The organism is Blastococcus sp. OS1-29 (assembly GCF_057628075.1).
In genome coordinates this window covers 1-25,951 of sequence record NZ_JBXXJK010000010.1, presented here as the reverse complement: position 1 = coordinate 25,951, position 25,951 = coordinate 1, and the positions used below count along the sequence as shown (strand labels likewise).

Annotated in this window: 24 protein-coding genes; 3 read left to right on the top strand and 21 right to left on the bottom strand. The window is 72.7% G+C overall.

Features of this window, described 5'->3' with window-relative positions:
- Window positions 1-80: 80 nt before the first annotated feature.
- The 6 genes from AC2H4J_RS22230 to pyrR are packed head-to-tail and all read right to left on the bottom strand — an operon-like array spanning window position 81 to window position 8,191.
- Window positions 81-962 (bottom strand): dihydroorotate dehydrogenase electron transfer subunit, encoded by an 882-nt coding sequence (locus AC2H4J_RS22230; RefSeq protein WP_487467098.1) that lies wholly within the window; start codon window positions 960-962, stop codon window positions 81-83.
- Window positions 959-4,255: a carbamoyl-phosphate synthase large subunit gene (carB, locus tag AC2H4J_RS22225; RefSeq protein ID WP_487467097.1), complete on the bottom strand. Its 3,297-nt coding sequence runs from the start codon at window positions 4,253-4,255 to the stop codon at window positions 959-961. Before carB ends, AC2H4J_RS22230 begins: the two co-directional genes overlap by 4 nt.
- Window positions 4,248-5,360 (bottom strand): glutamine-hydrolyzing carbamoyl-phosphate synthase small subunit, encoded by a 1,113-nt coding sequence (gene carA / locus AC2H4J_RS22220; RefSeq protein ID WP_487467096.1) that lies wholly within the window; start codon window positions 5,358-5,360, stop codon window positions 4,248-4,250. The genes carB and carA overlap by 8 nt, the downstream gene beginning before the upstream one ends.
- A complete protein-coding gene (locus tag AC2H4J_RS22215) occupies window positions 5,357-6,646 on the bottom strand; it encodes a dihydroorotase (protein ID WP_487467095.1) in 1,290 nt (429 codons plus the stop codon). The genes carA and AC2H4J_RS22215 overlap by 4 nt, the downstream gene beginning before the upstream one ends.
- Before the next feature lie 34 nt (window positions 6,647-6,680).
- Entirely contained in the window at window positions 6,681-7,598 is a 918-nt protein-coding gene (locus AC2H4J_RS22210) for an aspartate carbamoyltransferase catalytic subunit (RefSeq protein WP_487467094.1), read from the bottom strand.
- Window positions 7,595-8,191, bottom strand: a complete 597-nt coding sequence (gene pyrR, locus AC2H4J_RS22205; RefSeq protein WP_487467093.1) for a bifunctional pyr operon transcriptional regulator/uracil phosphoribosyltransferase PyrR — start codon at window positions 8,189-8,191, stop codon at window positions 7,595-7,597. The genes AC2H4J_RS22210 and pyrR overlap by 4 nt, the downstream gene beginning before the upstream one ends.
- A gap of 252 nt (window positions 8,192-8,443) precedes the next feature.
- On the opposite strand from pyrR, the gene bldD reads away from it, so the two are divergent.
- Window positions 8,444-8,995: a transcriptional regulator BldD gene (gene bldD, locus AC2H4J_RS22200; RefSeq protein WP_487467092.1), complete on the top strand. Its 552-nt coding sequence runs from the start codon at window positions 8,444-8,446 to the stop codon at window positions 8,993-8,995.
- 72 nt (window positions 8,996-9,067) lie between these two features.
- On the opposite strand, the gene nusB is transcribed toward bldD, so the two are convergent.
- The 15 genes from nusB to AC2H4J_RS22125 form a co-directional block, all read right to left on the bottom strand.
- Window positions 9,068-9,475: a transcription antitermination factor NusB gene (gene nusB, locus AC2H4J_RS22195; protein ID WP_487467091.1), complete on the bottom strand. Its 408-nt coding sequence runs from the start codon at window positions 9,473-9,475 to the stop codon at window positions 9,068-9,070.
- An 8-nt stretch (window positions 9,476-9,483) separates the two neighbouring features.
- Window positions 9,484-10,044 carry an elongation factor P gene (gene efp / locus AC2H4J_RS22190; protein WP_487467090.1) on the bottom strand — a complete coding sequence of 187 codons (561 nt, stop codon included), beginning with the start codon at window positions 10,042-10,044 and terminating at the stop codon, window positions 9,484-9,486.
- Window positions 10,045-11,139: a M24 family metallopeptidase gene (locus AC2H4J_RS22185; protein WP_487467089.1), complete on the bottom strand. Its 1,095-nt coding sequence runs from the start codon at window positions 11,137-11,139 to the stop codon at window positions 10,045-10,047.
- A complete protein-coding gene (aroQ, locus tag AC2H4J_RS22180; protein WP_487467088.1) occupies window positions 11,136-11,570 on the bottom strand; it encodes a type II 3-dehydroquinate dehydratase in 435 nt (144 codons plus the stop codon). Before aroQ ends, AC2H4J_RS22185 begins: the two co-directional genes overlap by 4 nt.
- Window positions 11,567-12,628, bottom strand: a complete 1,062-nt coding sequence (gene aroB, locus AC2H4J_RS22175) for a 3-dehydroquinate synthase (protein WP_487467087.1) — start codon at window positions 12,626-12,628, stop codon at window positions 11,567-11,569. Before aroB ends, aroQ begins: the two co-directional genes overlap by 4 nt.
- Window positions 12,625-13,161, bottom strand: a complete 537-nt coding sequence (locus tag AC2H4J_RS22170) for a shikimate kinase (protein ID WP_487467086.1) — start codon at window positions 13,159-13,161, stop codon at window positions 12,625-12,627. Before AC2H4J_RS22170 ends, aroB begins: the two co-directional genes overlap by 4 nt.
- Window positions 13,158-14,336, bottom strand: coding sequence for a chorismate synthase (aroC, locus tag AC2H4J_RS22165; RefSeq protein ID WP_487467085.1), 1,179 nt, complete (start codon window positions 14,334-14,336; stop codon window positions 13,158-13,160). Before aroC ends, AC2H4J_RS22170 begins: the two co-directional genes overlap by 4 nt.
- The gene (locus AC2H4J_RS22160; protein WP_487467084.1) at window positions 14,321-14,977 is read right to left on the bottom strand and encodes a prepilin peptidase; all 657 of its coding nucleotides are present in this window, start codon (window positions 14,975-14,977) and stop codon (window positions 14,321-14,323) included. The genes aroC and AC2H4J_RS22160 overlap by 16 nt, the downstream gene beginning before the upstream one ends.
- A 5-nt stretch (window positions 14,978-14,982) precedes the next feature.
- Window positions 14,983-15,789: a shikimate dehydrogenase gene (locus AC2H4J_RS22155; protein ID WP_487467083.1), complete on the bottom strand. Its 807-nt coding sequence runs from the start codon at window positions 15,787-15,789 to the stop codon at window positions 14,983-14,985.
- On the bottom strand, window positions 15,786-17,642 hold the full coding sequence (gene mltG / locus AC2H4J_RS22150) for an endolytic transglycosylase MltG (protein WP_487467082.1): 1,857 nt from the start codon (window positions 17,640-17,642) through the stop codon (window positions 15,786-15,788). Before mltG ends, AC2H4J_RS22155 begins: the two co-directional genes overlap by 4 nt.
- 50 nt (window positions 17,643-17,692) lie before the next feature.
- Window positions 17,693-18,361, bottom strand: a complete 669-nt coding sequence (ruvX, locus tag AC2H4J_RS22145; protein ID WP_487467081.1) for a Holliday junction resolvase RuvX — start codon at window positions 18,359-18,361, stop codon at window positions 17,693-17,695.
- A gap of 5 nt (window positions 18,362-18,366) precedes the next feature.
- Window positions 18,367-21,054 (bottom strand): alanine--tRNA ligase, encoded by a 2,688-nt coding sequence (gene alaS / locus AC2H4J_RS22140; RefSeq protein ID WP_487467080.1) that lies wholly within the window; start codon window positions 21,052-21,054, stop codon window positions 18,367-18,369.
- Between the two features lie 79 nt (window positions 21,055-21,133).
- Window positions 21,134-21,415 (bottom strand): hypothetical protein, encoded by a 282-nt coding sequence (locus AC2H4J_RS22135; RefSeq protein ID WP_487467079.1) that lies wholly within the window; start codon window positions 21,413-21,415, stop codon window positions 21,134-21,136.
- Window positions 21,415-21,840 carry a DUF948 domain-containing protein gene (locus tag AC2H4J_RS22130; RefSeq protein ID WP_487467078.1) on the bottom strand — a complete coding sequence of 142 codons (426 nt, stop codon included), beginning with the start codon at window positions 21,838-21,840 and terminating at the stop codon, window positions 21,415-21,417. Before AC2H4J_RS22130 ends, AC2H4J_RS22135 begins: the two co-directional genes overlap by 1 nt.
- A 127-nt stretch (window positions 21,841-21,967) precedes the next feature.
- Window positions 21,968-23,308, bottom strand: a complete 1,341-nt coding sequence (locus AC2H4J_RS22125) for a replication-associated recombination protein A (protein WP_487467077.1) — start codon at window positions 23,306-23,308, stop codon at window positions 21,968-21,970.
- Window positions 23,309-23,343: 35 nt separating this feature from the next.
- Between AC2H4J_RS22125 and AC2H4J_RS22120 the strand changes: the two genes are divergently transcribed.
- Both AC2H4J_RS22120 and AC2H4J_RS22115 read left to right on the top strand, forming a co-directional pair.
- A complete protein-coding gene (locus tag AC2H4J_RS22120; RefSeq protein WP_487467076.1) occupies window positions 23,344-24,198 on the top strand; it encodes an aldo/keto reductase in 855 nt (284 codons plus the stop codon).
- 143 nt (window positions 24,199-24,341) lie between these two features.
- Window positions 24,342-25,778, top strand: a complete 1,437-nt coding sequence (locus AC2H4J_RS22115) for a gamma-aminobutyraldehyde dehydrogenase (protein ID WP_487467075.1) — start codon at window positions 24,342-24,344, stop codon at window positions 25,776-25,778.
- Window positions 25,779-25,951 lie beyond the last annotated feature (173 nt).

Genomic DNA, 25,951 nt, shown 5'->3' with positions numbered 1-25,951 from the left:
CACCCCTCCTCCGGGACTTCCTGTCCAGAAAGTCCCCCCGGTGCAGGGACTGTGTGTACAGAAAGTCCCCTGGACGGCCGTCATGGCGCGACCACTCCCATCGCGTCGGCGCCGACGACGTCCCACGGCAGGCTGCCGACGTCGGCGAAGCGCACGCGGTCGCCGCCGAACACGGGCCCCTCCACGCAGGAGCGGGAGAAGCGGGTGCGGCCGTCCTCGCCCACGATCGGCAGGACGCAGGTCATGCAGACACCGATGCCGCAGGCCATCGACTCCTCGACGGCGACGTAGGAGGGGATGCCGCGCGCCGTGGCCGCGTCGGCGACCGCCCGCAGCATCGGCATCGGCCCGCACGCGCAGACGACGCCGGCGTCCGGCAGCAGCTCGTCGACGGCGAGCGTGACCAGCCCCCGCCGGCCGGAGCTGCCGTCGTCGGTGGTGACCGCCACGGTGTCGGCGATCCCGGTCAGCTCCTGCACCGAGCAGAGCCGGTCGGCGTCCGCGGCACCCGCGACCACGTCGACCTCGTGGCCGTCCGCCTTGAGCCGGGTCGCCAGCCCGACCAGCGCGGCTGCCCCGTAACCGCCGCCGACCAGCAGCGCGCGAGCGCCGACCGGGGCCGGCGGGAAGGGGCGCCCGAGCGGGCCGACGACGTCGACGGTGTCGCCCGGACGGCGCTGCGTCAGCCACGTCGAGCCCGGCCCGGCGGCGGAGACGACCACCGTGACCTGCCCGTTCCCGACGGTGCTGATCGCGATCGAGCGCCGCAGCAACAGCGCGGAGGACTCGCCGTCGATCGCGAACGCCACGAACTGGCCGGCCTGGGCGCGGTCGGCGATCTCCGGGGCGGCCAGGGTCAGCTCCACGTAGGCGTCGACCGGGCGGACACCGACGACCTCCACGACGCGCTGCACCGGTGGGTTCTCCGCGCGCGGCGCGGGTGTGGTGATCAGCTCGGTCACGCGGGCCGTCCGGTCAGCGCCTTGTGGACCTCTTGGAGGCTGCGGACGCCGATGTCGCCTCGGCGCAGCGACTCGATGCCCTGCACCGCCGCGGCCATCCCCTGCACCGTCGTGATGCACGGGATGCCGGCCGCCACCGCCGCCGTGCGGATCTCGTACCCGTCCAGGCGCGGCCCGCTGTTGCCGGGCGAGCCGAACGGCGTGTTGACCACGATGTCGACCTCGCCGGCAAGGATCTTCTCCACCACGTTTCCGGGGCCGTCGCTGAACTTGCCGACCACCTCGCAGTGCACGCCGTTGCGCCGGAGCACCTGGGCGGTGCCCCCGGTCGCGAGCACCCGGAAGCCGAGGTCGGCGAGCCGCTTGATCGGGAAGACCGCCGAGCGCTTGTCCCGGTTGGCCAGCGAGACGAAGACCGTGCCCTCGGTGGGCAGCGAGCCGTAGGCGGCGGCCTGCGACTTGGCGAACGCCCGGCCGAACTCCGAGTCCAGACCCATCACCTCGCCGGTGGACTTCATCTCCGGCGACAGCACGGTGTCCACGCCGTGGCCCTCCACGGTGCGGAACCGGTGGAAGGGCAGCACGGCCTCCTTCACCGCGATCGGCATGTCCTCGGGCAGGTCGGCGCCGTCGCCGGTGGCCGGCAGGACGCCGGCCGTCCGGAGCTCGGCGATCGACTCCCCCACGGCGATCCGGGCCGCCGCCTTGGCCAATTGCACCGCCGTCGCCTTCGAGACGAACGGCACCGTCCGCGAGGCGCGGGGGTTGGCCTCGATGACGTAGAGGATGTCGTCCTTGATCGCGTACTGGACGTTGATCAGCCCGCGCACCCCGATCCGCGCGGCCAGCTTCTCCGTCGCCGCCCGGATGTTGAGCAGGTCGGCCGAGCCGAGGGTGATCGGCGGCAGGGCGCAGGCCGAGTCGCCGGAGTGGATCCCCGCCTCCTCGATGTGCTCCATGACCCCACCCAGGAAGAGGTCGGTGCCGTCGTAGAGCGCGTCGACGTCGATCTCGACGGCGTCCTCCAGGAACCGGTCGACCAGCACCGGGTGGGCCGCGCTCAGGTCGGTGGCCTTCGCGATGTAGGCCTCGAGGGTGGCGTCGTCGTAGACGATCTCCATCCCCCGGCCGCCGAGCACGTAAGAGGGCCGGACCAGAACCGGGTAGCCGATCCTCGCCGCGATCTCGCGCGCCTCGGCGAACGTCGTCGCCGTGCCGTGCTTGGGGGCGGCGAGCCCGGTGTCGGCGAGCACGCGCGAGAAGGCCCCGCGGTGCTCGGCGTCGTCGATGGCCTCGGGCGAGGTGCCGAGTACCGGGACCCCGGCGTCCTTCAGCCGCTGCGCGAGGCCGAGGGGGGTCTGGCCGCCCAGGGTGCAGATCACGCCCGCGACCGGACCGGCCGCGCGCTCGGCCTCGACCACCTCGAGGACGTCCTCGAAGGTCAGCGGCTCGAAGTAGAGCCGGTCGGCGGTGTCGTAGTCGGTGGAGACGGTCTCGGGGTTGCAGTTGACCATCACGGCCTCGTAGCCGGCGTCCTGCAGCGCCATGACCGCATGCACGCAGGAGTAGTCGAACTCGATGCCCTGTCCGATCCGGTTGGGCCCGGAGCCGAGGATCAGGACGGCCGGCTTCTCGCGGGGCTGCACCTCGTTCTCCTCGTCGTAGGACGAGTAGTGGTACGGCGTGCGGGCGGCGAACTCGGCGGCGCAGGTGTCGACGGTCTTGTAGACCGGCCGGATGCCCAGGCGCCACCGCAACGAGCGGACGCCGTCCTCACCCGCGAGCTCGGGACGCAGCGCGGCGACCTGGCGGTCGGAGAGACCGTGCCGCTTGCCGCGGCGCAGCAGCTCCGGGGTGAGCGACGCCGCGTCGCGGATCTCGGCGCCGATCTCGGAGACCAGCGCGATCTGGTCGACGAACCACGGATCGAACCCGCTGGCCCGGGCCACCTGCTCGACCGTGGCCCCCGCGGCCAGCGCCTGCTCGGCGACGTAGAGCCGGCCGTCGACGGGGGTCTTCAGCGCCTCGAGCAGCTCGTCGGCGGAGCGGTCGTCCGCGGGACCGGTCCAGAAGCCGGCGACCTTGGTCTCGGTCGACCGCATGGCCTTGCCGAGGGCCTCGGTGAAGTTCCGGCCCATCGACATGATCTCGCCGACGCTCTTCATCGTGGTCGTCAGCCGCGGGTCGGCGCCGGGGAACTTCTCGAAGGCGAACCGGGGGATCTTGACGACGACGTAGTCCAGCGACGGCTCGAAGCTCGCCGGGGTCACGCCGGTGATGTCGTTGGTGATCTCGTCGAGCGTGTAGCCGATCGCGAGCTTCGCGGCGATCTTGGCGATCGGGAAACCGGTGGCCTTCGACGCGAGCGCCGACGACCGGGAGACGCGCGGGTTCATCTCGATGACCACCAGGCGCCCGGTCTCCGGGTGCACGGCGAACTGGATGTTGCAGCCGCCGGTGTCGACGCCGACCGCCCGCAGCACCGCGATCCCGACGTCCCGCATCTGCTGGTACTCCCGGTCGGTGAGAGTCATCGCCGGGGCGACCGTGACCGAGTCGCCGGTGTGCACGCCCATCGCGTCGATGTTCTCGATCGAGCAGATGACGACGACGTTGTCGCTGCGGTCGCGCATCAGCTCGAGCTCGTACTCCTTCCAGCCGAGCACCGACTCCTCGATGAGGACCGTGTGCACCGGGGAGTCGGCCAGCCCGTGGGCGGCCATACGGCGCAGCATCGGCTCGTCGGTGGCGATGCCCGAGCCGAGGCCGCCCATGGTGAAGCTGGGCCGGATGACCACCGGGTAGCCGACCTCCTCGGCGGTGGCGAGGGCCTCCTCGACGGTGCCGCACACGGTCGAGCGCGGGGCGTCGGCGCCGATGGAGCGGACGATGTCCTTGAACAGCTGGCGGTCCTCGCCCCGGTTGATCGCGTCGACGTCGGCGCCGATGAGCTGCACGCCGTACTTCTCGAGGACGCCGTTCTCGTACAGCCCGATGGCGATGTTGAGCGCGGTCTGCCCGCCGAGGGTGGCCAGCAGCGCGTCGGGCCGCTCCATGGCGATGACCTTCTCGACGAACTCCGGCGTCAGCGGCTCGACGTAGGTGGCGTCGGCGACCTCGGGGTCGGTCATGATCGTCGCCGGGTTGCTGTTGACCAGGCTGACCCGCAGGCCCTCGGCGCGCAGCACCCGGCAGGCCTGGGTGCCGGAGTAGTCGAACTCGGCGGCCTGGCCGATGAGGATCGGCCCGGAGCCGATGACCAGCACGTGCTTCAGATCGGTCCGCTTAGGCACGCTTGTTCTCCTCCATCAGGTCGACGAACCGCTGGAAGAGCGGTGCCGCGTCGTGCGGCCCGGCCGCCGACTCGGGGTGGAACTGGACGCTGAAGGCCGGCGCCTCGAGCAAGCGCAGACCCTCGACGACGTCGTCGTTGAGCCCGACGTGGCTGACCTCCACCGGCCCGTAAGGGGTGTCGATGGGCCGGTCGAGCGGCGCCTCGACGGCGAACCCGTGGTTGTGGCTGGTCACCCGCACGGTGTTGCTGACCCGGTCGAGGACCGGCTGGTTGAGCCCGCGGTGGCCGAAGCGCAGCTTGTAGGTGCCCAGGCCCAGCGCGCGGCCGAGGATCTGGTTGCCGAAACAGATGCCGAACAGCGGACGGCGCGCGTCGAGCACGCCCTTGACCGCCTCGACCGCGTAGTCGGCGGCCGCGGGGTCGCCGGGGCCGTTGGAGAGGAAGACCCCGTCCGGGCCGGCCGCCAGCAGCTCCTCCGCGGTGGCGGTCGAGGGCAGGACGTGGGTCTCGACGCCGAGCTCGGCCAGGTGCCTGGGCGTCGCGGTCTTGATGCCGAGGTCGAGCGCGGCGATGGTGTACCGCTTCTCCCCCACCGCCGGGACGACGTAGGTCTCGCCGGTGCTCACCTGCGGGGCGAGGTCGGCGCCGGTCATGCTCTCGGCCGCGACGACCTCGGCCAGCAGCTCGTCGGGATCGTCGATCACGCTGCTGACGCCGACCCGCATCGCGCCGCGGTCGCGCAGGTGACGGGTGAGCGCGCGGGTGTCGATGCCACTGATGCCGACGACGCCCTGGCGCACCAGCTCGTCGTCCAGGGTGCCGGTCGAGCGCCAGTTGGACGGACGGCGGGCCGGGTCTCGCACCACGAACCCGGCGACCCACATCTTCGCGCTCTCGTCGTCCTCGCCGTTCACGCCGGAGTTGCCGATGTGCGGCGCGGTCATCACGACGACCTGGCGGTGGTAGCTCGGGTCGGTGAGCGTCTCCTGGTAGCCGGTCATACCGGTCGAGAAGACCGCCTCGCCGACCGTCGTCCCGATCGCGCCGTAGGCCTCGCCACGGAACGTCCGTCCGTCCTCGAGCACGAGGATCGCTGAACTCACTTCTGTGCCTTCCCGTCGAACACGGTCGGCGTTCCCCGCAGGAACGTCGCGACCACCCGGCCGGGCAGTTCCCGGCCGGCATAGGGGCTGTTGCGGCTGCGGCTGGCGAGCGCGGCCGGGTCGACGGTGGCCCGGCTCGTGGGATCCAGCAGCAGGAGGTTGGCCGGCTCGCCGGGGGCGAGCGGGCGGCCGTGCCCGTCCAGCCGGCCGATCACGGCCGGGCGCACCGACATCCGGTCGGCGACCCCCTGCCAGTCGAGCAGCCCGGTCTCGACCATCGTCTCGACCACGACCGACAGCGCCTGCTCCAGCCCGAGCATTCCGGGCCGGGCCTGGGCCCATTCGGATTCCTTGTCCTCCACCGCGTGCGGCGCGTGGTCGGTGGCGACGGCGTCGATCGTGCCGTCGGCCAAACCGTCTCGAACGGCTGCAACATCATCGTCCGTCCGGAGCGGCGGGTTCACCTTGAACACCGGGTCGTAGCTCTCGGCGCAGGCATCGGTGAGCAGGAGGTGGTGCGGGGTGACCTCGGCGGTCACCTGGACTCCGCGGGCCTTCGCCCAGCGCAGGATGTCCACCGAGCCGGCCGTCGAGACGTGGCAGACGTGCAGCCGGGCGCCGACGTGGCCGGCGAGCAGCACGTCGCGGGCGATGATCGCCTCCTCCGCGGCGGCCGGCCAGCCGGTCAGGCCCAGCCGGGCCGACCGGTCGCCCTCGTGCATCTGGGCGCCGGCGGTGAGCCGCGGCTCCTCGGCGTGCTGCGCGATGACCCCGTCGAACGCCTTCACGTACTCCAGGGCCCGGCGCATCAGGGCAGGGTCGCTGACGCAGATGCCGTCGTCGGAGAAGACCCGCACCCGCGCCGCGGAGTCGGCCATGGCGCCCAGCTCGGCGAGCCGCTCCCCCTTCAGGCCGACGGTCACCGCCCCCACCGGGACGACGTCCACCAGCCCGGCCTGCTGCCCGAGCCGCCACACCTGCTCCACCACGCCGGCGGTGTCGGCGACCGGGTCGGTGTTGGCCATCGCGTGCACGGCGGTGAACCCGCCGAGCGCGGCCGCCCGGCTGCCGGTCTCCACGGTCTCGGCGTCCTCCCGGCCGGGCTCGCGCAGGTGGGTGTGCAGATCGACCAGACCCGGGAGGGCGATCAGGCCGGCGGCGTCGACCACCTCGGCGCCGGGGACGGACAGCGATTCGCCGATCGTGGTGATCCGGCCGTCCTTGATCAGGATGTCGGCGGGGTCGCCCCCGTACGGGCGTGCGCCCTTGATCAGGTAGTTCGTCATGCGACTCTGCTCTCTTCTGAGCTCGCAAGCTCGCTCACGTGTTACCTCCGAGCAGCAGGTAGAGCACGGCCATGCGGACGGAGACCCCGTTGCCGACCTGCTCGACGATCGTGGAGCGGACGGAGTCGGCCACCTCGGCGGCGATCTCCATGCCGCGGTTCATCGGGCCGGGGTGCATGACGATCGCGTCGTCGTCGAGCAGCCCCATCCGGCGGGCATCGAGTCCGTAGCGGCGGCTGTACTCGCGGGCGCTCGGGAAGTACGAGGCGTTCATCCGCTCCCCCTGCACCCGCAGCATCATCACGACGTCGGACTTCGGCAGGACCGCGTCCAGGTCGTAGCTGACCTCGACCGGCCAGCTGCCGACGCCGACCGGCAGGAGCGTCGGCGGCGCGACCACCGTGACGTCGGCGCCCAGGGTGTGCAGCAGACCCACGTTGGAGCGCGCCACCCGGCTGTGCAGCACGTCGCCGACGATCGCCACCCGTACGCCCTCGAGCCGGCCCAGCCGATGCCGGATCGTGTACGCGTCGAGCAGCGCCTGGGTCGGGTGCTCGTGGGTGCCGTCGCCGGCGTTGACCACGCTGCCCTGCACCCAGTTGGCCAGCCGGTGCGGAGCCCCGGAGGCGCCGTGCCGGACGACGATCGCGTCGCTGCCCATCGCCTCCAGGGTCAGCGCCGTGTCCTTGAGGCTCTCGCCCTTGCTCACGCTGGAGCCCTTGGCGGAGAAGTTGATGACGTCGGCGGACAGGCGCTTGGCGGCGAGCTCGAAGGAGATGCGCGTGCGGGTGGAGTCCTCGTAGAAGAGGTTCACCACGGTGCGGCCGCGCAGCGTCGGCAGCTTCTTGACCTCGCGGCCGGCCAGCGCCTGGTCGATCTGCGCCGCGGTGTCGAGCACCAGGGTGGCGTCGGCGCGGTCGAGGTCCGCAGCTTCCAGCAGGTGGCGTTTCACCGGTCGACCTCCGTCACGAGCACCTCGTCGACGCCGTCGATCTCGGCCAGCCGCACCTTCACCTGCTGGGTGCGGGAGGTCGGCACGTTCTTGCCGACGAAGTCGGCACGGATCGGCAGCTCGCGGTGGCCGCGGTCGACGAGCACCGCGAGCTGCACGTTCCGCGGCCGACCGAGGTCGCGCAGCGCGTCGAGCGCCGCCCGGACGGATCGCCCAGAGAAGAGGACGTCGTCCACGATGACGACGAGCCGGTCGTCGATGCCGCCGTCCGGGAGCACCGTCGGCTCCAGCGCACGGACGCCGCGCAGCCGCAGGTCGTCGCGGTAGAGGGTGATGTCGGCGGTGCCGACGTCGACCCTCGTGCCGGAGAACGCCTCGATGCGGGCGGCCAGGCGGCGCGCCAGCGGGGCACCGCGGGTCGGGATGCCGACCAGGACGAGCGAGGAGAGCCCGCCGTCCGGTGACCCGGGGTCGTTCGCGGCGGCCCGCTCGATGAGCTGGTGGGCCATGCGGTCGACCACGCGGGCGACGTCGGCGGAGGAGAGCAGTGCACCGGATGCGGTATCGCGGGCAGGCTCGGCAGAGCTGGCCATGAGGCCTCCTTCCCCGCCTCACTGGACGGGTCGTTAAAGGAGTGGTGTGGACCGCCGACGACGGTACTGCACGGCCCGACCGGCCCCTGGAGCCGCCCGGAGGGGTGCTGGTCAGCGCCCTGTCCGTTCACGGTGCGTGCCCGGAACGTCACGGACCCGCGGGGAATGACCTCCTGTTGCTCATTCCGGCGGACCAGTACTGTGCGTGACGAACAGGACCTTCCCGAGACGACGGACAGTGAGCAGACAGCGATGAGCACCGACTACTCACGGGCCCTGGGTGCCCGGCTTCGCGCCATCCGCAACCAGCAGGGCTTGTCACTGCAGGGCGTGGAGGACAAGTCCCACGGCCGCTGGAAGGCGGTCGTCGTCGGTTCCTACGAACGTGGCGACCGTGCCGTCACCGTGCAGCGGCTGTCCGAGCTGGCGGTGTTCTACGGCGTGCCGGTGTCCGAGCTGCTGCCCGACCCGCGGCCGAGCTCGGCCGTGACCACGAACACCAAGATCGTGCTCAACCTCGAGTCGCTGGGGTCGCTGCCCGCCGACGAGGCCGGCCCGCTGGCGCGCTACGCCTCGACCATCCAGGCGCAGCGGCATGACTACAACGGCAAGGTGCTCTCGATCCGCACCGAGGACCTCAAGTCGCTCGCGATCATCTACGACATGAGCCCCGACGAGCTGACCTCGCGGCTCATCGAGTGGGGCGTCCTCTCCCCCGGCATGGAGGGCATCGTCGACATGGGCGACGACGACGCCGACGACGAGATCGACCCGCACTGGGAGCGCCGCCGCTCGCCGCGCTGAGCGACTGGTGAACGCGAGAGGCCCAGAACCGGTCCGGTTCTGGGCCTCTCGCGTTCAACGGTCCAGGTGCGCTCAGGAGGTGGGCACCTCGGCGGCCAGGATCGCGCCGAGGACGCCGTTGACGTAGGCCGGCGAGTCGTCGGTGGACAGCGCCTTCGCGAGCTCCACCGCCTCGTCGATGACCACCACGTCCGGGACGTCGTCGGCCCACAACAGCTCGTACGTCGCCATGCGCAGGATCGCGCGGTCGACGTCGGGCAGCCGGTCGATCGACCAGTTCGACGCGTGCGCGTCGATGAGCTCGTCGATACGGGCCGCGTGCTCGGCCACGCCTTCGACCAGGCGGATCGTGTGCTCGGGCACCGGTGGATTCGCGGTGTCGATGCGGTCGCGCAGCACGCTCAACCGGTCGTCCCCCCGCAGGTCGGCCTCGTAGAGGACGTCGACGGCACGCTTGCGCGCCTTGGAGCGGGCAGCCATGAGCAGGCTCAGTTGACGCGGCCGAGGTACCGACCGTCGCGGGTGTCGACCTTCAGCTTCTCGCCGGTGGTGATGAACAGCGGCACCTGGATCTGGGCGCCGGTCTCCAGGGTGGCCGGCTTCGTGCCGCCGGTGGAGCGGTCGCCCTGCAGGCCCGGGTCGGTGTGCTCGACGACGAGCTCCATGGTCACCGGCAGCTCGACGTAGAGCGGGGTGCCCTCGTTGACCGCGACGGTCACCTCGGTGTTCTCGAGCAGGTAGTTCGCGCCGTCACCCACCGTCTCGGCGGGCACGTGGATCTGGTCGAACGTGTCGCCGTCCATGAAGACGAAGTCGTTGCCGTCCTTGTACAGGTAGGTCATCGACCGCTTGTCCACGTTGGCCGTCTCGACCTTGAGGCCGGCGTTGAACGTCTTGTCGACGACCTTGCCCGACAGCACGTTCTTCAGCGTCGTCCGCACGAAGGCGCCGCCCTTGCCCGGCTTGACGTGCTGGAAGTCGGTGACCGTCCACAGCTGACCGTCCAGCTTCAGGACGATGCCGTTCTTGAGATCGTTGGTGGTAGCCATCTAGAGAACCAGCAGTTCCTTGCTCGTGAGGGTCAACAGTTCGGGCGCGTCGTCGGTGACGATCAGGGTGTCCTCGATCCGGACACCGCCGTGGCCAGGTAGGTAGACGCCCGGCTCCACGGTGACGGCCATGCCGGCGGCCAGGGTACCCGCGCCGAGGGGGCCGACGCTCGGCGCCTCGTGGATCTCCAGCCCCACCCCGTGCCCGAGGCCGTGGGTGAAGTGGTCGCCGTGGCCGGCGTCGGCGATGACCTGCCGGCTGGCCGTGTCGACGGCGACGACGTCCGCACCGACCGCGAGAGCCGCCCGCCCGGCCGCCTGGGACGCGGCGACCAGGTCGTAGATCTCGCGCTGCCAGTCGCTCGCGTGCCCCAGGACGAGGGTGCGGGTCATGTCGGAGTGGTAGCCGTCGACGGTCGCGCCGAAGTCGAGCTTCAGGAAGTCGCCGTCGCGGAGCACGGTGCTGTCGGGCCGGTGGTGCGGGATGGCGGAGTTCGCCCCGGCGGCGACGATCGTCTCGAAGGACACCGCCTCTGCCCCCAGGACCAGCATGCGGGCGTCGAGCTCGCGCGATACCTCCAGCTCGGTGCGGCCCGGGCGCAGCGCCCCCTCGGCGGCGAGCTCGGCGAGCGCCTGGTCGGCGACGGCGCACGCGCGGCGCAGCGACTCGATCTCGTCGTCGTCCTTGATCGCCCGCTGCTCCTCGACCGCCCGCCGGATCGAGGCGAGTTGCGGAACGGTGCCACCGGCGTCGGCCAGCACCTTCTCCAGCTGCGCCAGCCCGTCGACGGTGACCTCGTGCGACTCGTAGCCCAGCCGTGCGGTGCCCCGCCGCACGGCAGCCCGGGCGAGCGCCGGCACGGTGGCCCGGTCGACGAGCAGCTCGACGTCGGGCACCTGGAGGCCGGCCTGGGTCGTGTACCGGCCGTCGGTGCCGAACAGGTCGGCCCCGCCGGCGCGGATCAGCAGCGCGCCGTTCGACCCGGTGAAGCCGGTCAGGTAGCGCACGTTGAGCAGGTTGGTGACGAGGACGGCGTCGAGCCCCCGCTCGGCCGCCGTTCTCCGCAGCGCGTCCCGGCGGTCCGCCGTCCTCACTGGACTCCCTGCTGCGCCAGCCACCCCAGCGCCAGGATGTAGCCGCTGATGCCGAGCCCGGCGATGACGCCGTCGGCGACGGCGGAGACGTAGGAGTGGTGCCGGAACTCCTCGCGGGCGTGGATGTTCGTGATGTGCACCTCGACCAGCGGGGCGTTCAGCCCGGCGAGCGCGTCGCGCAGCGCGACAGAGGTGTGCGACCAGGCGCCCGGGTTGATCAGCACGGGGTCGGCGGCGTCGGAGGCCGCGTGGATCCAGTGCAGCATCTCCGCCTCGTCCTCGGTCTGGCGGACCTGCACCTCCACGCCCATCTCGCGGCCGGTCGACTCGATGAGCTCGACCAGCTCCGCGTACGTCGTCGAGCCGTACACGAGCGGCTCGCGGAGGCCGAGCCGGCCGAGGTTCGGGCCGTTGAGCACCTGGATGGTCACGCGGACTCCTGTTCGGATACGGCCGCCCAGGCGGCGTCGAGCCAGGCCTGGTCGGGGTCGGTCAGGATCGTGGGACTGCCGAGGCCGTCGAGGACGACGAACCGCAGCGACGCACCGCGGGCCTTCTTGTCCACCCGCATCACCGACTGCAGGCGGTCCCAGTCGCCGGCGTACGAGGTGGGCAGGCCCATCGCGGCGACGAGCCGGCGGTGCCGGTCGACCTCGGCACGGGTGAGCAGACCGGCCTGGCCGGCGAGTTCGGCGGCGAAGACCAGGCCGACCGCGACCGCCTCGCCGTGCCGCCAGCCGAAGTCCTCCACCCGCTCGATCGCGTGGCCCAGCGTGTGCCCGTAGTTGAGGAACTCGCGGCGGCCGAGGTCGTACAGGTCCTCCCCCACGGCGTCGGCCTTGACCTGCACCGCCCGGGTGACCAGCTCCTCGGTGTCCGCGCGGCCGGTGGGGTCGGCGTCGAGCAGGTCGAGGATCGCGCCGTCGGCGATGAAGCCGCACTTGACGACCTCGGCCAGCCCGGAGCGGAACTCCGCCTCGGGCAGCCCCGCCAGCGCGTCGGTGTCGGCGAGGACGGCGGCCGGCGGGTGGAACGCACCCACGAGGTTCTTCCCGGCACCGGTGTTGATGCCCGTCTTCCCGCCGACGGCCGCGTCGACCATGCCGAGCAGGCTCGTGGGCACCTGGACGACGCGGATGCCGCGGGTCCAGGTGGCGGCGAGGAAGCCGGCGAGGTCGGTGACCGCTCCCCCGCCGATGCCGACGACGGCGTCGGACCGGGTGAGACCGAGCCGGCCGAACTCCTCCCACGCGCCGGCGGCGACCTGGGCGGTCTTCGCGGCCTCACCGTCGGGCACGACGACCGCCTCGGCAGCCACCCCGGCCGACTGCAGCGTCTCCACCGCGGCGCCGGCGGCGGCGGCCAGCGGCGGCGCGTGCACCACCGCGGCCTTCGGCGTCCCGGCCAGCACCAGGGCGAGCTCGGTCTGCGCGCCGGAGCCGATCACGACCTCGTACGGCGTGGGACCGGCGACGGTCACCCGGCTCACGGGGCCACCGGTCGTCCGGAGAGCGCGGCCAGCACCTCGGCCACGACCTCCTCGGGTGTGCGGCCGCCGGTGTGCACGGTCATGGTGGCCACCTCGCCGTAGAGCGGGGCGCGGGTCTCCAGCATGTGCCGGAGCATCGCCCGCGGGTTGACCCCGAGGATCGGCCGGTCCCGGGAGAGCCCCACCCGCCGCGCCGCCGAGTGCAGGTCGACGTCCAGCCAGACCACCAGTACGCCGTCGCGGCCCTGCTCGACGAGGAGCTTGCGCGTCGCCTCGCTGGTCACGGCCCCGCCGCCCAGCGCGAGCACACCGGCGTGCTCGGCCAGCGCCCGCCCCACTGCCCGCTCCTCCAGGGCCCGGAAGTGCGGCTCCCCCTCGGTGACGAAGAGGTCGGCGACCGTGCACCCGGCCTCCGCCTCGACGTCGTGGTCGGTGTCGCGGAACGCCGTGCCGAGGGCCGCGGCGAGCGCCGTGCCCACGGTCGTCTTGCCCGAGGACGGCGGGCCGACGAGGACGACGAGGGGCCGGCTCATCGGATCGGCAGGGAGTCGAGATAGCCCTGCAGGTTGCGACGGGTCTCGGTGACCGAGTCGCCGCCGAACTTCTCCAGGACGGCGTCGGCCAGCACCAGGGCGACCATCGCCTCCATGACGACGCTGCCGCGGGGCACCGCGCAGGCGTCGCTGCGCTGGTTGATCGCCACGGCGGGCTCCAGGGTGGCGGTGTCGACCGTCGCCAGGGCCCGGGGGACGGTCGAGATCGGTTTCATGGCGGCACGCACGCGCAACACCTCGCCGTTGGTCATGCCGCCCTCGATGCCGCCGGCGCGGTCGGTGCGCCGGACCGCCCGGCCGTCGGTCAGGTCGATCTCGTCGTGCGCGACCGAGCCCCGGCGGCGCGCCGTCTCCAGACCGTCCCCGACCTCGACCGCCTTCACCGACTGCACGCCCATCAGTGCACCGGCCAGCCGCGAGTCCAGCCGGCGGTCCCAGTGGACGTGGCTGCCCAGGCCCGGCGGCAGCCCGTGGACGACGACCTCGATGACGCCGCCGAGGGTGTCGCCGTTCTTCCGGACGTCGTCGATCTCGGCGACCATCCGCTCGCTGGTGGCCGGGTCGGCGCAGCGCACCGGGTCCTCATCGAGGCGCGCGTTGTCGTGCGGTCCGGGGAGGACACCGTCGGGCACCTGCACAGGGCCGATCGCGACCACGTGGCTGACCACCTCGACGCCGACCACCTGCCGCAGGAACGCCTGGGCGACGGCGCCGAGCGCGACGCGGGCGGCGGTCTCGCGAGCGCTGGCGCGCTCCAGCACCGGCCGGGCGTCATCGAAGCCGTACTTCTGCATGCCGGCGAGGTCGGCGTGGCCGGGGCGGGGCCGGGTCAGCGGGGCGTTGCGCGCCTGACCCGCCAGGATGTCGGCGTCGACAGGGTCGGCGGACATGACCGTCGACCACTTGGGCCACTCGGTGTTGCCGACCTGGATGGCGATGGGGCCACCCTGAGTGCGGCCGTGCCGGATGCCGCCGCTGAGGGTCACCGCATCCTGCTCGAAGGACATGCGGGCGCCCCGGCCGTGCCCGAGACGCCGGCGGGCCAGCTGCAGGTCGACGTCCGACGTCCGCACCTCGACCCCGGCCGGCAGACCCTCGAGGATCGCCGTGAGCTGCTGACCGTGGGACTCACCTGCGGTCAACCAGCGCAACATGCCGTCGATTCTGCCAGTAGGGCGAGAACGGCCCCCAGCAGGAGCGGCGGCCCGAACGGCAGGGCGGTGCGCCAGCCGGCGCGGCGGACGGCGAGCAGGGCCAGCGACACCACGGCCCCGGTGAGCAGACCGAGGAACACACCCGCGAGCAGGACGCCCCACCCGAACCAGCCCAGCACGAGGCCGAGCAGTCCGAGCAGCTTCACGTCGCCGAGCCCCAGTGCCTCCGGCGAGACGGCCGCCACGGCGTAGGGCACGGCGACGGCAGCGGCCCCGGCCACCGCGGCCCGGACGAGCGCACCCCAGGAGCCGAGGACGGCCGCGTCGACGAGGAACGCGGCGCCGCAGACCACCGCCGCCGGGTAGATGACGCGGTCGGGCAGCCGGTGACTGGCCAGGTCGACCGACGCCAGGACGACGGTGGCACCCGCGGCCCACAGCAGCGCTGCCGTCGCCGGCCGCTCGCCGGTGAGCAGCACCGCGCCGCCCGCGAGCGCTCCGAACAGCAGGGTGACCGCGACCGACTGCGCGGCCGACGGCCGGGCGGCGTCGTCCCGGACGGCCAAGCGCGCGGCGATCCTGGCCAGCCACGGCCCGACTGCGACGGCGGACAGCAGCGCCGCGCCGACCAGCAGCTCCACGCGGGTCAGTGGACGGCGACGGCCGCGTCGAGCGCGCTGCGCATCGCGCCGATGGGCGCGGCCTGCCCGGTCATGAGCTCGACCTGGGCCGTGGCCTGCCAGAACAGCACGTCCAGCCCGCTGGCGACGGATCCGCCGATGGCCAGCACGCGCTGCGCCAGCGGGGTGGGCCAGGGGGCGTAGAGGACGTCGAGCACGGTGTGCCCGCCGCGCCAGGGCAGGTGCATCAGGGCCGGCTGGGCGGTGATCGGCACGGTGCTGACGACGAGCGGGGAGTCCAGGGTCGCCTCGGCCAGCAGGGTGACGCTGAACGGGACGCCCAGCACGTCGAGGACCCGGGTCACGTCCCCCGTTCGCGACGGGTCGCGGACGACGAGGTCGACGTGCTCGGCGCCGAGGGAGGCCAGCGCCACCGCCGCAGCGGACGCCGTCCCTCCGGCGCCGACGACGGTCGCCGCACCGACCTCCTCGATGCCGGCCAGCTGCAGGGCCATGCCCACCCCGCCGACGTCGGTGTTCTCGGCGCGCCAGCCGGTCCCGGTGCGGACCAGCGTGTTCGCCGCGTGCAGCAGCCGTGGAAGCGGCTCGACCGCGTCAGCGACGTCCACCGCTGCCTGCTTGCACGGCATCGTCACCGAGAAGCCGCGCCACTCCTCCCCGAGGCCCGCGAGGAGCACCGGCAGGTCCTCGGCCCCGATGTCGAGCGCCTCGTAGCTCCAGTCGGTCAGACCCAGCGCCGCGTACGCGGCCCGGTGCAGCACCGGCGAGAGCGAGTGGGCCACGGGACGACCGAGGACCGCAGCCCGGCTCATCCGTTGGGATGCGCCCGCAGCCACTGCTGGAACAGGGCCACGTTCTGCTGGTGCTCGGCACCGGTGACGGCGAACCTCGTCTCACCGGTGTCCGGGTCGACGACCACGAAGTACCGCCACTGCCCCGGCGTCGGGTTCAGGACGGCGCGCAGCGCCTCTTCACCGGGGTTGCTGATCGGACCGGGGGTCAGGCCGGGGTGCAGGTAGGTGTTGTACGGCGACGGGTTCTGCCGGTCCGCCGGCGTCGTGGTGATCCCGGACTTGCCGTTGGCGTAGTTCACCGTGGTGTCCAGCTGCAGCGGCATCCCGTCGGCCAGCCGGTTGTCGAGGACCGTGGCCACCTTGCCCATGTCCTCGACCGACCCGGCCTCGGCCTGCACGATGCTCGCCTCGGTGAGCACCCGGAGCCGCTGGTCCTCGGGGATCTGCAGGTCGTTCATCGCCTTGATCCCGCGGGCCACCATCTGCCGGAGGATGTCGGTCGGGGTGGTGTCGGGCTCGACGTCGTAGGTCGCCGGGAAGAGGAACCCCTCCAGCGAGCCGTTGGCGTAGGCGGGCAACCCGAGGGAGGCGGTGTCCGCCGCGGCCGCGGTCAGCTCGTCGACCGATCGCCCGGTCTGCTCCGACAGCTTCGCCAGGGTGCGCGTGACGGTGAGGCCCTCGGGCAGGGTGACCCGCGAGAGCAGGCGGGCCTTCGGGTCGAGCAGCAGGTCCAGCGCCGCCCGGCCGCTCATCTGCTGCCGCATCCCGTAGACGCCGGGCTGGATGCCCGTCGAGTTCTTGTTCGCCTCCGCGGCGTTCACGAACGGGCCGACCGAGGCGACGACGTCGGCCTTCACCAGCGTCCGGCCGATGTCGCTGAGGGTGTCGCCGTTCTGGATGCGGACCTGCACCTCACCCGTCCCCTGCCCGGTGTAGTCACGCGCGGCGGGGTTGATCAGCGTCAGCAGCTTCTGCCCGCCGAACACGATGCCGACGACGAGGCCGCCGAGCACCAGCAGCGACAGCAGGACGGCCAGCGGGCTCCGCTTGCGGCGGGCCCGGCCGGTCCGCCGGTCATAGGGCAGGACCTTGATGTCCTCGCCGAAGGTCTCGTCGTGCACCAGGGCGTCGTCGTCCAGGTCGGAACTCCGGCGGAGCTTCTCGGCGCGGAGCTGCTGCGCGCGCAGGGCGTCCTCGTGCTCCCGGCGGCCCCGGCGCCCGCGGCGACGCGGGGCGTCCGCCTCGACATGGGCGCCGATGACCTCGAGGCCACCGGTCTCGTCCTCCCAGGCGTGCGCCTCGTTCACACCCGGGTCCACCGGGTGCGCGTCGGTGCTGTCGTCGTCCGCGCGGTGTACGCCCACCGAACCGGAAGTCTGGTCTCGTCGCGGCGCGCTGTCGACCCGGCGACCACCGAGGGTCGGATGGGCGACGGTCTCGGCCTCGTCGGTGTGTCCGTCGGTACGGGGGCGCAGCCGATCCCACACGCCCGGCGGCCGGGGCGGGAGCGGTGCGGACGGGTGCTCCTGCGCAGCCCCGTCGTCGTACTCGTCGAACCGGTCGGCGTAGTCGCCGCCGGCATCCGGGCCGCCGGAGGGGTCCGAGCCGCCGTGTCGAGCGGCCAGCGGGTAGTGCGGGTCGTCGGTGGAGCCGTAGGACCACCACTCGGGCTCCACGAGCGGGCCAGTCTGCTCGTACGACCGGTCGAGCACCCCGGAGACGCGGCGGATGCCGCCGGTCGCACCGTCCGGCCCCTCGACGGGAGGTGCCGGCAGGTCGGCGTTCCAGGTGGGCGGGTCGTACCGGGCCGGCTCGTAGCGCGGCACCCCGTAGCCGGGGATGCCGGACGCCGGGATCTCCGTGGTCGGCACGCCGAACGGTGGCAGGGAGTCCCGGGACGAGTGGCGGCCGCGACCGGCGGTCACGGTCGCGGCCGCCGGCTGTCGAGGAACTGTTGCAGGATGACCACGGCGGCCGCCTGGTCGATCACCGCACGCTGCTTGCGGCTGTCGATGCCGCCCTCGCGGAGGTGACTGGCTGCGGTCACGGTGGAGAGCCTTTCGTCGATCAGGATCACCGGCACATCCGGAATGCGGTCGGCTAGTTCCTGAGCGTAATTGCTGGCGTCCTCCGCGGACGCGCCCGACGCACCTGACAGATGCACCGGCTCTCCCACCACCACCTCCGTCACCTCGTGTTCCGCGACGAGGGCGGCGAGCCGATCCAGATCGGAGTGGTTCTTCGCCCGGCGGAGGGTCTCCAGGGGGCTGGCGAGCGTGCCGGTCGCGTCGGACAGCGCCAGGCCGACGCGCACCGTGCCCACGTCGACGCCCAGCACCCGACCACCCTGCCGCTCGGGTGCGGCGGGCGGCGGCACCTTGAGGTGCTGGGGCCACCCGCCGCTGAGGTCGATCTCGGTGGTCTCCGTCGACACCGGCGGGAACCCGCGGCTGAGGTCGAGCTCCGTCGTCGGGTGGTAGGCCGGCTGCGGGGGCGTGGCGCGCGGCCGGGCCGGGGGCACGGCCGGGAGTTCCCGCCGCCGTCCGCCGACCGGTCCGGTGTCCTCGGGGTTGTACTCGGAGTCGGACACGTTGGTCACCTTCCCGTGGCGGCTGCAACCGCCTGCTCGCCGGCCTGCAATGCCGCGGGGATCCCCGCGGGCTCCGTTCCGCCGCCCTGGGCGACGTCCGCCTTTCCGCCCCCGCGTCCCCCGACCGGTGGTGCGGCTGCCTTCAACACGTCGTTGGCCGACAGCCCGCGATCGAGTGCGGCCTGGTTCAGTGCGGCCACGAGAGCCACCTTGCCACCGGATTCCGACGCGAGCAGCACCACGACCGGCCTGTCGCCGGGAAGCCGGCCGCGGACGTCGAGGGCGAGCGTGCGCAGATCGCCGCCCCCGAGCCCGGACGGCGAACCGGTGACGACGGCGACGCCGCCCGAGTCCTTGGCGTCGGCCGCCAGCTGACCCGCCGCGGCCACCGACTGCTGCGACCGCAGCTCGGCCAGCTCCTTGTCGACGTCGCGGAGCCGGGCGAGCATGCCGCTGACCCGCTCGACGAGCCCGTCCTGCGGAGACTTCAGCAGGTCGGCGAGCTGCCGGACCAGATCGCGCTCGCGCGCCAGGTAGCGGAAGCCCTCCAGCCCGACGACCGCCTCGACGCGGCGGGAACCCGAACCGACCGACGACTCGCCGGTCAGCGCCAGCGTGCCGATCTGGGCGCTGCCCCGCACGTGGGTGCCACCGCAGAGCTCGCGCGACCAGGGGCCGCCGATCTCCACGACGCGCACCTGCTCGCCGTAGGTCTCGCCGAACAGGGCCAGGGCACCGAACGCCCGCGCCTCGGGCAGCGTCATGTACGACGCCGTGACGCGGTGGTCGGCGCGGACGGCGGCGTTGGCGACGTCCTCGATGTCGGTGCGCTGTTGCTGGCTCAGCCCGCCCTGCCACGCGAAGTCCAGCCGCAGGTAGCCGGGCCGGTTGTAGGAGCCGGACTGCAGCGCCTGCGGGCCGAGCACCTGGCGCAGGGCGGCGTGCACGACGTGGGTGCCGGAGTGCGCCTGGCACGCCGACAGCCGCCACTCGTAGTCGACCTCGGCGGCGAGCTCGGCGCCGGTGCGCAGCTCCCCCTCCAGCACACGCACCTGGTGGACGACCAGGCCCTTGACGGGGCGCTGGACGTCGAGCACCTCGGCGCGGCCGCCGTCCCAGGTGAGGATGCCGGCGTCGGCGACCTGACCGCCCGACTCGGCGTAGAACGGCGTCCGGTCCAGCACGACCCGGGTGATCTCGCCCGGCGCGACGACCTCGGCGGCAGCGTCGTCCTCGGCCACGTCGGAGACCAGCGCGAGCACCCGGGAGTCGGTGCGCAGCGTGTCGTACGCCTGCCAGTCGGTCGGGCCGTGGTCGGCCAGCAGCCGGCGGTACGCGAGGACGTCGACCGAGCCGGTGCGCTTGGCGCGCGCGTCGGCGCGGGCGCGGTCGCGCTGCTGCTTCATCAGCTCGCGGAAGCCCTGCTCGTCGACGGTGACGCCCTGCTCGGCGGCCATCTCCAGGGTCACGTCGATCGGGAAGCCGTAGGTGTCGTGCAGCGAGAATGCCTGGTCGCCGGACAGCGCCGGCGTCCCGGCCTTCTTCGCCTGCGCGACGGCGGTGTCGAACAGCGTCGTCCCGGCGCTCAGCGTGCGGCGGAACGCCTCCTCCTCGGCGTACGCGACGGCGGAGATGCGGGCGAAGTCGGTGGCCAGCTCGGGATAGCTGGCGCTCATCGCGTCCCGGGAGACGGTGAGCAGCTCGGGCAGCGTGGCCTCGTCGACACCGAGCAGCTTCATCGACCGGACGGCGCGACGGAGCAGCCGGCGCAGGATGTAGCCACGCCCCTCGTTGCCGGGGGTGATGCCGTCGCCGATGAGCATCAGCCCGCTGCGCACGTGGTCGGCGACGACCCGCAGCCGCACGTCGGCCTCGTGATCGCGCCCGTAGGTGACGCCGGCGAGCTCGGCCGCGCGGCGGAGCACCGGGGCGACCTCGTCGATCTCGTACATGTTGTCGACGCCCTGCAGCAGGTAGGCGACCCGCTCCAGGCCCATGCCGGTGTCGATGTTCTTCTTCGGCAGCTCACCGAGGATGGGGAAGTCCTTGCCCTCGCCCGCGCCGCGCTCGTACTGCATGAAGACGAGGTTCCAGATCTCCAGGAACCGGTCGCCGGCGGTGTCGACGGCGGGGCCGCCGTCCGGGCCGTACTCCGGGCCGCGGTCGACGTAGATCTCCGAGCAGGGGCCGGCCGGCCCGGGCGCCCCCGTCGACCAGTAGTTGTCGTCCATCCCGAGGCGCTGGATGCGGTCCTTGGGCAGCCCGGCGATGCGGTGCCAGGCGTCCGCGGCCTCGTCGTCGTCCAGGTAGACCGTGGCCCAGATCTTCTCGGGGTCGAAGCCCAGTCCGCCGTCCTCGACCTTCCCGGTGATCAGCTCCCAGGCGTACTGGATCGCGCCTTCCTTGAAGTAGTCGCCGAAGGAGAAGTTGCCGTTCATCTGGAAGAACGTGCCGTGCCGGGTGGTCTTGCCCACCTCCTCGATGTCGAGGGTGCGGACGCACTTCTGCACGCTCGTCGCGCGGGGGTAGGGAGCCGGCTCCCGGCCGGTCAGGTACGGGATGAACGGCACCATCCCGGCGACGGTGAACAGCAGCGACGGGTCCGGGGACACCAGCGACGCGCTGGGCACGACGGTGTGCCCGCGCTGCGCGAAGTGCTCGAGGAAGCGGCGGCGGATCTCGGCGGTCTGCATGTTCCTACTCGGTTCAGCGGGGCCGGGGCGCGAGCTGGTTCGGCTCGGTGGCCCCGGCCGGGGGTCGGTGGTCGGCTGTTCAGGCGGAGTGGGCGCCGCGCCGGCCCGGCAGCCGGACGTCGTCCCCGGCCGGGAGCGGTGCGTCCAGCCCGGTTCCGGCCCGCAGCTCGGCCTCCCGCTCGGCGGCGGCCGCCCGGATGTCGGCGCCGAACTCACCGATCGCGTCGGCCAGGTCGCCCAGGGAGTCGGCGATCTGGCGGCCGATGCTGCCCGGGGTGAGCTTCTCGGCGGCGGAGCTGAGCTTGCGGACGACGAGGACGCCGATGGTGATGCCCATCGCCAGCCAGAAGAGGCGCCGCATCAGGCGGCCCGCCGGGCGGCACGACGGGCACGGCGCGCGTCCTTGTCGCGCTGCGCGGCCTCGGCGATGGCCTGCCCCTCACGCTTCTTCTTCGCCGCGCTGCGCACGCCGTAGCTGAACGCGGCGACCTTGATCAGCGGGCTGCCGAGGGTGGCGGCGACGACGCTGGTCAGGGCCGCGACGTTGCTCGAGACGTTGGCGGCGTTGCCGGTGATGTCGTCGACGCGCTCGAGATTCGAGTTCACGTGCGTCACCGTGGTGTTCGCCTGGCTGAGGATCGGCGCGCTCTGCTCGCGGACCTGACGGATCGTCAACGTCGTCTCGTCCAGCGTCCGGCCCAGCTTGAGCAGCGGCACCGCCACCAGCACCACCAACAGCACCAGGGCGCCGGCTGCGATCAGCCCGGCGATCTCTCCTGCGGACACGCGCACTCCCGTTCTCAGGTGTTCAGGTCGGCCCGGCTCGTCCGTCTGCGTGGGACAGCTGTGAAGGACCCGGCCTCGTCACAGTAGTCGCGCGCCCGCGCGTCCCCGGACCTGTATCGGCAGGCTCTCAGCGCCCGCGCCGGATGATCGCCCGCAGCTTGGCCAGCCGCTCGACCAGCCGCGCCTCCACGCCGCGGTTGGTGGGGCGGTAGTAGTCCTTGCCGACCAGCGCGTCGGGCGGGTACTGCTGCGGGACGACGCCGTCGGGGTGGGCGTGCGGGTAGTCGTAGGTCTTGCCGTGACCGAGCTTCTTCGCACCGGCGTAGTGGGCGTCCCGCAGACCCGGCGGCACCGGGCCGGCGAGCCCCGCGCGGACGTCGGCGACCGACTCCCCCATCGCCACCGTGATCGCGTTCGACTTCGGCGCCGTGGCCAGGTGGACGACGGCGTGCGCCAGCGGGAAGTGGCCCTCGGGCATGCCGATGAAGGCGACCGCGTCGGCGGCGGCGACGGCGGTGAGCAGGGCGGTCGGGTCGGCCATGCCGATGTCCTCGCTGGCGGAGATCACCAGCCGGCGGGCGATGAACCGGGGGTCCTCCCCCGCCTCCACCATGCGTGCCAGGTAGTGCAGCGCCGCGTCCACGTCGCTGCCCCGGATGCTCTTGATCAGCGCGCTGGCGACGTCGTAGTGCTGGTCGCCCTGCCGGTCGTAGCGGACGGCGGCCTGCGCCACGGCCGTCTCGAGGGTGGCGAGGTCGATCTCGGTGTGCCCGACCGCGATCGCCGCCCCGGCCCCGGACTCCAGCGCCGTCAGCGCCTTGCGGGCATCGCCGCCGGCGATCCTCACGAGGTGCTCCTCGGCCTCGTCGGTCAGCGTCACGGCGCCGTCGAGACCGCGGTCGCTGGCGATGGCGCGGTGCAGGACGGCGCGGATGTCGTCGTCCGACAGCGGCTGGAGCGCGAGGACGAGACTGCGACTGAGCAGCGGGCTGACCACGGAGAAGAAGGGGTTCTCGGTGGTGGCCGCGATCAGGCTGACGATCCGGTCCTCCACCGCGCTCAGCAGCGAGTCCTGCTGCGTCTTGGAGAACCGGTGCACCTCGTCGATGAACAGCACGGTGCGGCGGCCGGCGTACGTCAGCTCCCGCTTGGCGGCGGTGATGACCGCCCGCACCTCCTTGACGCCGGAGTCCAGCGCCGAGAGCTGCACGAACTGTCGCTTGGTGGCCAGCGAGATGACGTGCGCGAGGGTCGTCTTGCCCGTGCCCGGCGGGCCGTAGAGGACCAGCGACATCGGCTCGTCGGACTCCACCAGCCGGCGCAGCGGCGCCCGTTCGCCGAGCAGGTGCTGCTGGCCGACGACCTCGTCGAGCGCGCGCGGCCGCATGCGGACGGCGAGCGGCGCCCCGGGGTCGAACGCCGGCGTGACGCCGTCGCCCCCGGGTTCGTCGTCGAACAGCGAACTCACGGTTGCGAAGTTACCCGCGGGGCACGACGGAACCCGTGGAGCAGCGACGAATCGGAGATGTGACCGTCAGCGCGATCGGGCTGGGCGCGATGCCCCTGTCGACGAAGGAGCACCGACCGTCCGCCGCCGACGCGGAGGCCGTGGTGCACGCCGCGCTCGACGCGGGCATCACCCTGATCGACACGGCCGACGCCTATGCCCGTGACGAGTCGGAGTTCGGGCACAACGAGGAACTGGTGGCCAACGCCCTCCGCTCGTTCGGGCGGCCCGACGTCCTCGTGGCCACGAAGGGCGGGCACACCCGGCGCGGCCGCGACTGGGAGCTGGACGGGTCGCCGGCCTATCTCCGACGGGCGTGCGAGGCGTCCCTGCGCCGGCTGCACGTCGACGCGATCGGGCTGTACCAGCTCCATCGGCCGGACCCGGCGACACCGTGGGAGGACTCGATGGTGGCGCTGCGGTCGCTGGCCGACGACGGTCTGGTGCGGATGGTCGGGATCTCGAACGCGGACATCGAGCAGATCGACGCGGCGCGGGCGATCGTGGGCGACGCGCTGGTGAGCGTGCAGAACCAGTTCTCGCCCGGGTACCGCTCCTCGGCGGACGAGCTGGCGCACTGCGCCGCCGTCGGACTGGCGTGGCTGCCCTGGAGCCCGTTCGGCGGGGTGTCGGCCGCCGGGTCGCTGGACGCCAAGGCGCCGGCCTTCGCCGAGGTGGCCGACGAGCTCGGGGTCTCGGTCTACCAGGTGACCCTCGCCTGGCACCTGGCGCAGGCCGACGTCGTCGTCCCCATCCCGGGAGCGTCCCGGCCGGCGTCGATCGTCGACTCGGCCGCCGCGGCGGACCTCGTCCTGTCACCGGAGCAGCTCGCCCGGCTCCCGGCGGGCTGACAGGACTCGGTGTTCGTCGCCGGCCGCCGGCGTGCCGGACCGGCGGTGCGCGGCTCCTCCGGTGTCCAGACAGGCAGGCCCCCCGCGCGGCCACCGAGCTCTAGAGTCCCGCCCAGCCGGACGTGACCTCGAGAGGAACCGCCATGACCGACCTGCGCAACTTCGTCAACGGCGAGTACGTCGACAGCTCCGAGGGTCGGCGTTCCGAGCTGGTCGACCCCACGACCGGTGAGGTGTTCGCCACCGCCCCCGTCTCCGGTGCGAAGGACGTCGACCGCGCCTACCAGGCGGCCGAGGACGCCTTCCCCGCCTGGCGCGACGCCACGCCGTCGCAGCGGCAGAAGGCCCTGCTCGACTTCGCCGACGCGGTGGAGGCGCGGGCCGACGACCTGGTGGCCCTGGAGAGCCAGAACACCGGCAAGCCGCTCGCCCTGACCGCCAGCGAGGAACTCCCGCCGATGGTGGACCAGATCCGCTTCTTCGCCGGCGCCGCCCGGCTGCTGGAGGGGCGGTCCGCCGGCGAGTACCTGGCCGGGCACACCTCGTGGATCAGGCGCGAGCCGATCGGCGTCGTCGGGCAGGTAACCCCCTGGAACTACCCGATGATGATGGCGGTCTGGAAGATCGCCCCGGCGCTCGCCGCGGGCAACTCGATCGTCCTCAAGCCAAGCGACACCACGCCGGCGACCACGCTGCTGCTCGCCGAGCTGGCGGCGGAGTTCCTGCCGCCGGGGGTGTTGAACGTGGTGTGCGGCGACCGGGACACCGGGCGCGCGGTGGTCGAGCACCCGACGCCGCAGATGGTCTGCATCACCGGGTCGGTGCGGGCCGGGATGGAGGTCGCCGGCTCGGCCGCGGCCGGTCTGAAGCGCACGCACCTGGAGCTGGGCGGCAAGGCCCCGGTCGTCGTGTTCGACGACGCGGATCTGAGCAAGGCCGCCGAGGACATCGCGGTGGCCGGCTACTTCAACGCGGGTCAGGACTGCACGGCGGCCACCCGGGTGCTGGCCGCCCCGGGCATCTACGACGACTTCGTCGCGGCGCTGTCGGAGCAGGCGTCCTCCACCACGACGACGCAGCAGAACGGCCCCGGCGACGAGGACGCCCTCGTGCCCCCGGTCAACAACTCCAACCAGCTCGACCGGGTGCTGGGCTTCCTCGGTCGCGTCCCGGGGCACGCCACCGTGTCGGCCGGCGGCGCCCGGCAGGACGGCCGCGGGTTCTTCGTCGAGCCGACGGTCGTCGCCGGCCTGCGCCAGGACGACGAGATGGTGCAGACCGAGATCTTCGGCCCGGTGATCACCGTGCAGCGCTTCACCGATGAGGACGAAGCGGTCCGCTGGGCCAACGGCGTCGACTACGGCCTGGCCTCGAGCGTGTGGACGAAGGACTTCGGCCGGGCCATGCGCATGAGCAAGCGGCTTGACTTCGGTTGCGTGTGGATCAACACCCACATCCCGCTCGTCGCCGAGATGCCGCACGGCGGGTTCAAGCACTCGGGGCACGGCAAGGACCTGTCGGCCTACAGCCTCGAGGACTACACGCGCATCAAGCACGTGATGGCCAACATCGAGTCCTGAGCCGTCACCCGCCCCGTCAGAAGGGGATGTCGGGGTCGGGTGGGTGTGGTCGGCTGTTGCGGATCCGGTCGAGGGCGTCGGCGTAGAGCTGCCGGCCGGTGCGCCGGGGTGGCGGCTGGGGGCCGGTGCTGCCGTCGTCGGTGCCGAACGGCGGCGGGTAGGTGGTGATCGTG

Coding starts and splice junctions, on each gene's coding strand:
- AC2H4J_RS22170 (WP_487467086.1), bottom strand. CDS start 13,161: ATGAGCCGGCCCCTCGTCGTCCTCGTCGGCCCGCCGTCCTCGGGCAAG.
- AC2H4J_RS22155 (WP_487467083.1), bottom strand. CDS start 15,789: ATGAGCCGGGCTGCGGTCCTCGGTCGTCCCGTGGCCCACTCGCTCTCG.
- AC2H4J_RS22135 (WP_487467079.1), bottom strand. CDS start 21,415: ATGCGGCGCCTCTTCTGGCTGGCGATGGGCATCACCATCGGCGTCCTC.
- pyrR (WP_487467093.1), bottom strand. CDS start 8,191: ATGGCCAGCTCTGCCGAGCCTGCCCGCGATACCGCATCCGGTGCACTG.
- bldD (WP_487467092.1), top strand. CDS start 8,444: ATGAGCACCGACTACTCACGGGCCCTGGGTGCCCGGCTTCGCGCCATC.
- alaS (WP_487467080.1), bottom strand. CDS start 21,054: ATGCAGACCGCCGAGATCCGCCGCCGCTTCCTCGAGCACTTCGCGCAG.
- aroC (WP_487467085.1), bottom strand. CDS start 14,336: ATGTTGCGCTGGTTGACCGCAGGTGAGTCCCACGGTCAGCAGCTCACG.
- nusB (WP_487467091.1), bottom strand. CDS start 9,475: ATGGCTGCCCGCTCCAAGGCGCGCAAGCGTGCCGTCGACGTCCTCTAC.
- efp (WP_487467090.1), bottom strand. CDS start 10,044: ATGGCTACCACCAACGATCTCAAGAACGGCATCGTCCTGAAGCTGGAC.
- AC2H4J_RS22115 (WP_487467075.1), top strand. CDS start 24,342: ATGACCGACCTGCGCAACTTCGTCAACGGCGAGTACGTCGACAGCTCC.
- AC2H4J_RS22215 (WP_487467095.1), bottom strand. CDS start 6,646: ATGACGAACTACCTGATCAAGGGCGCACGCCCGTACGGGGGCGACCCC.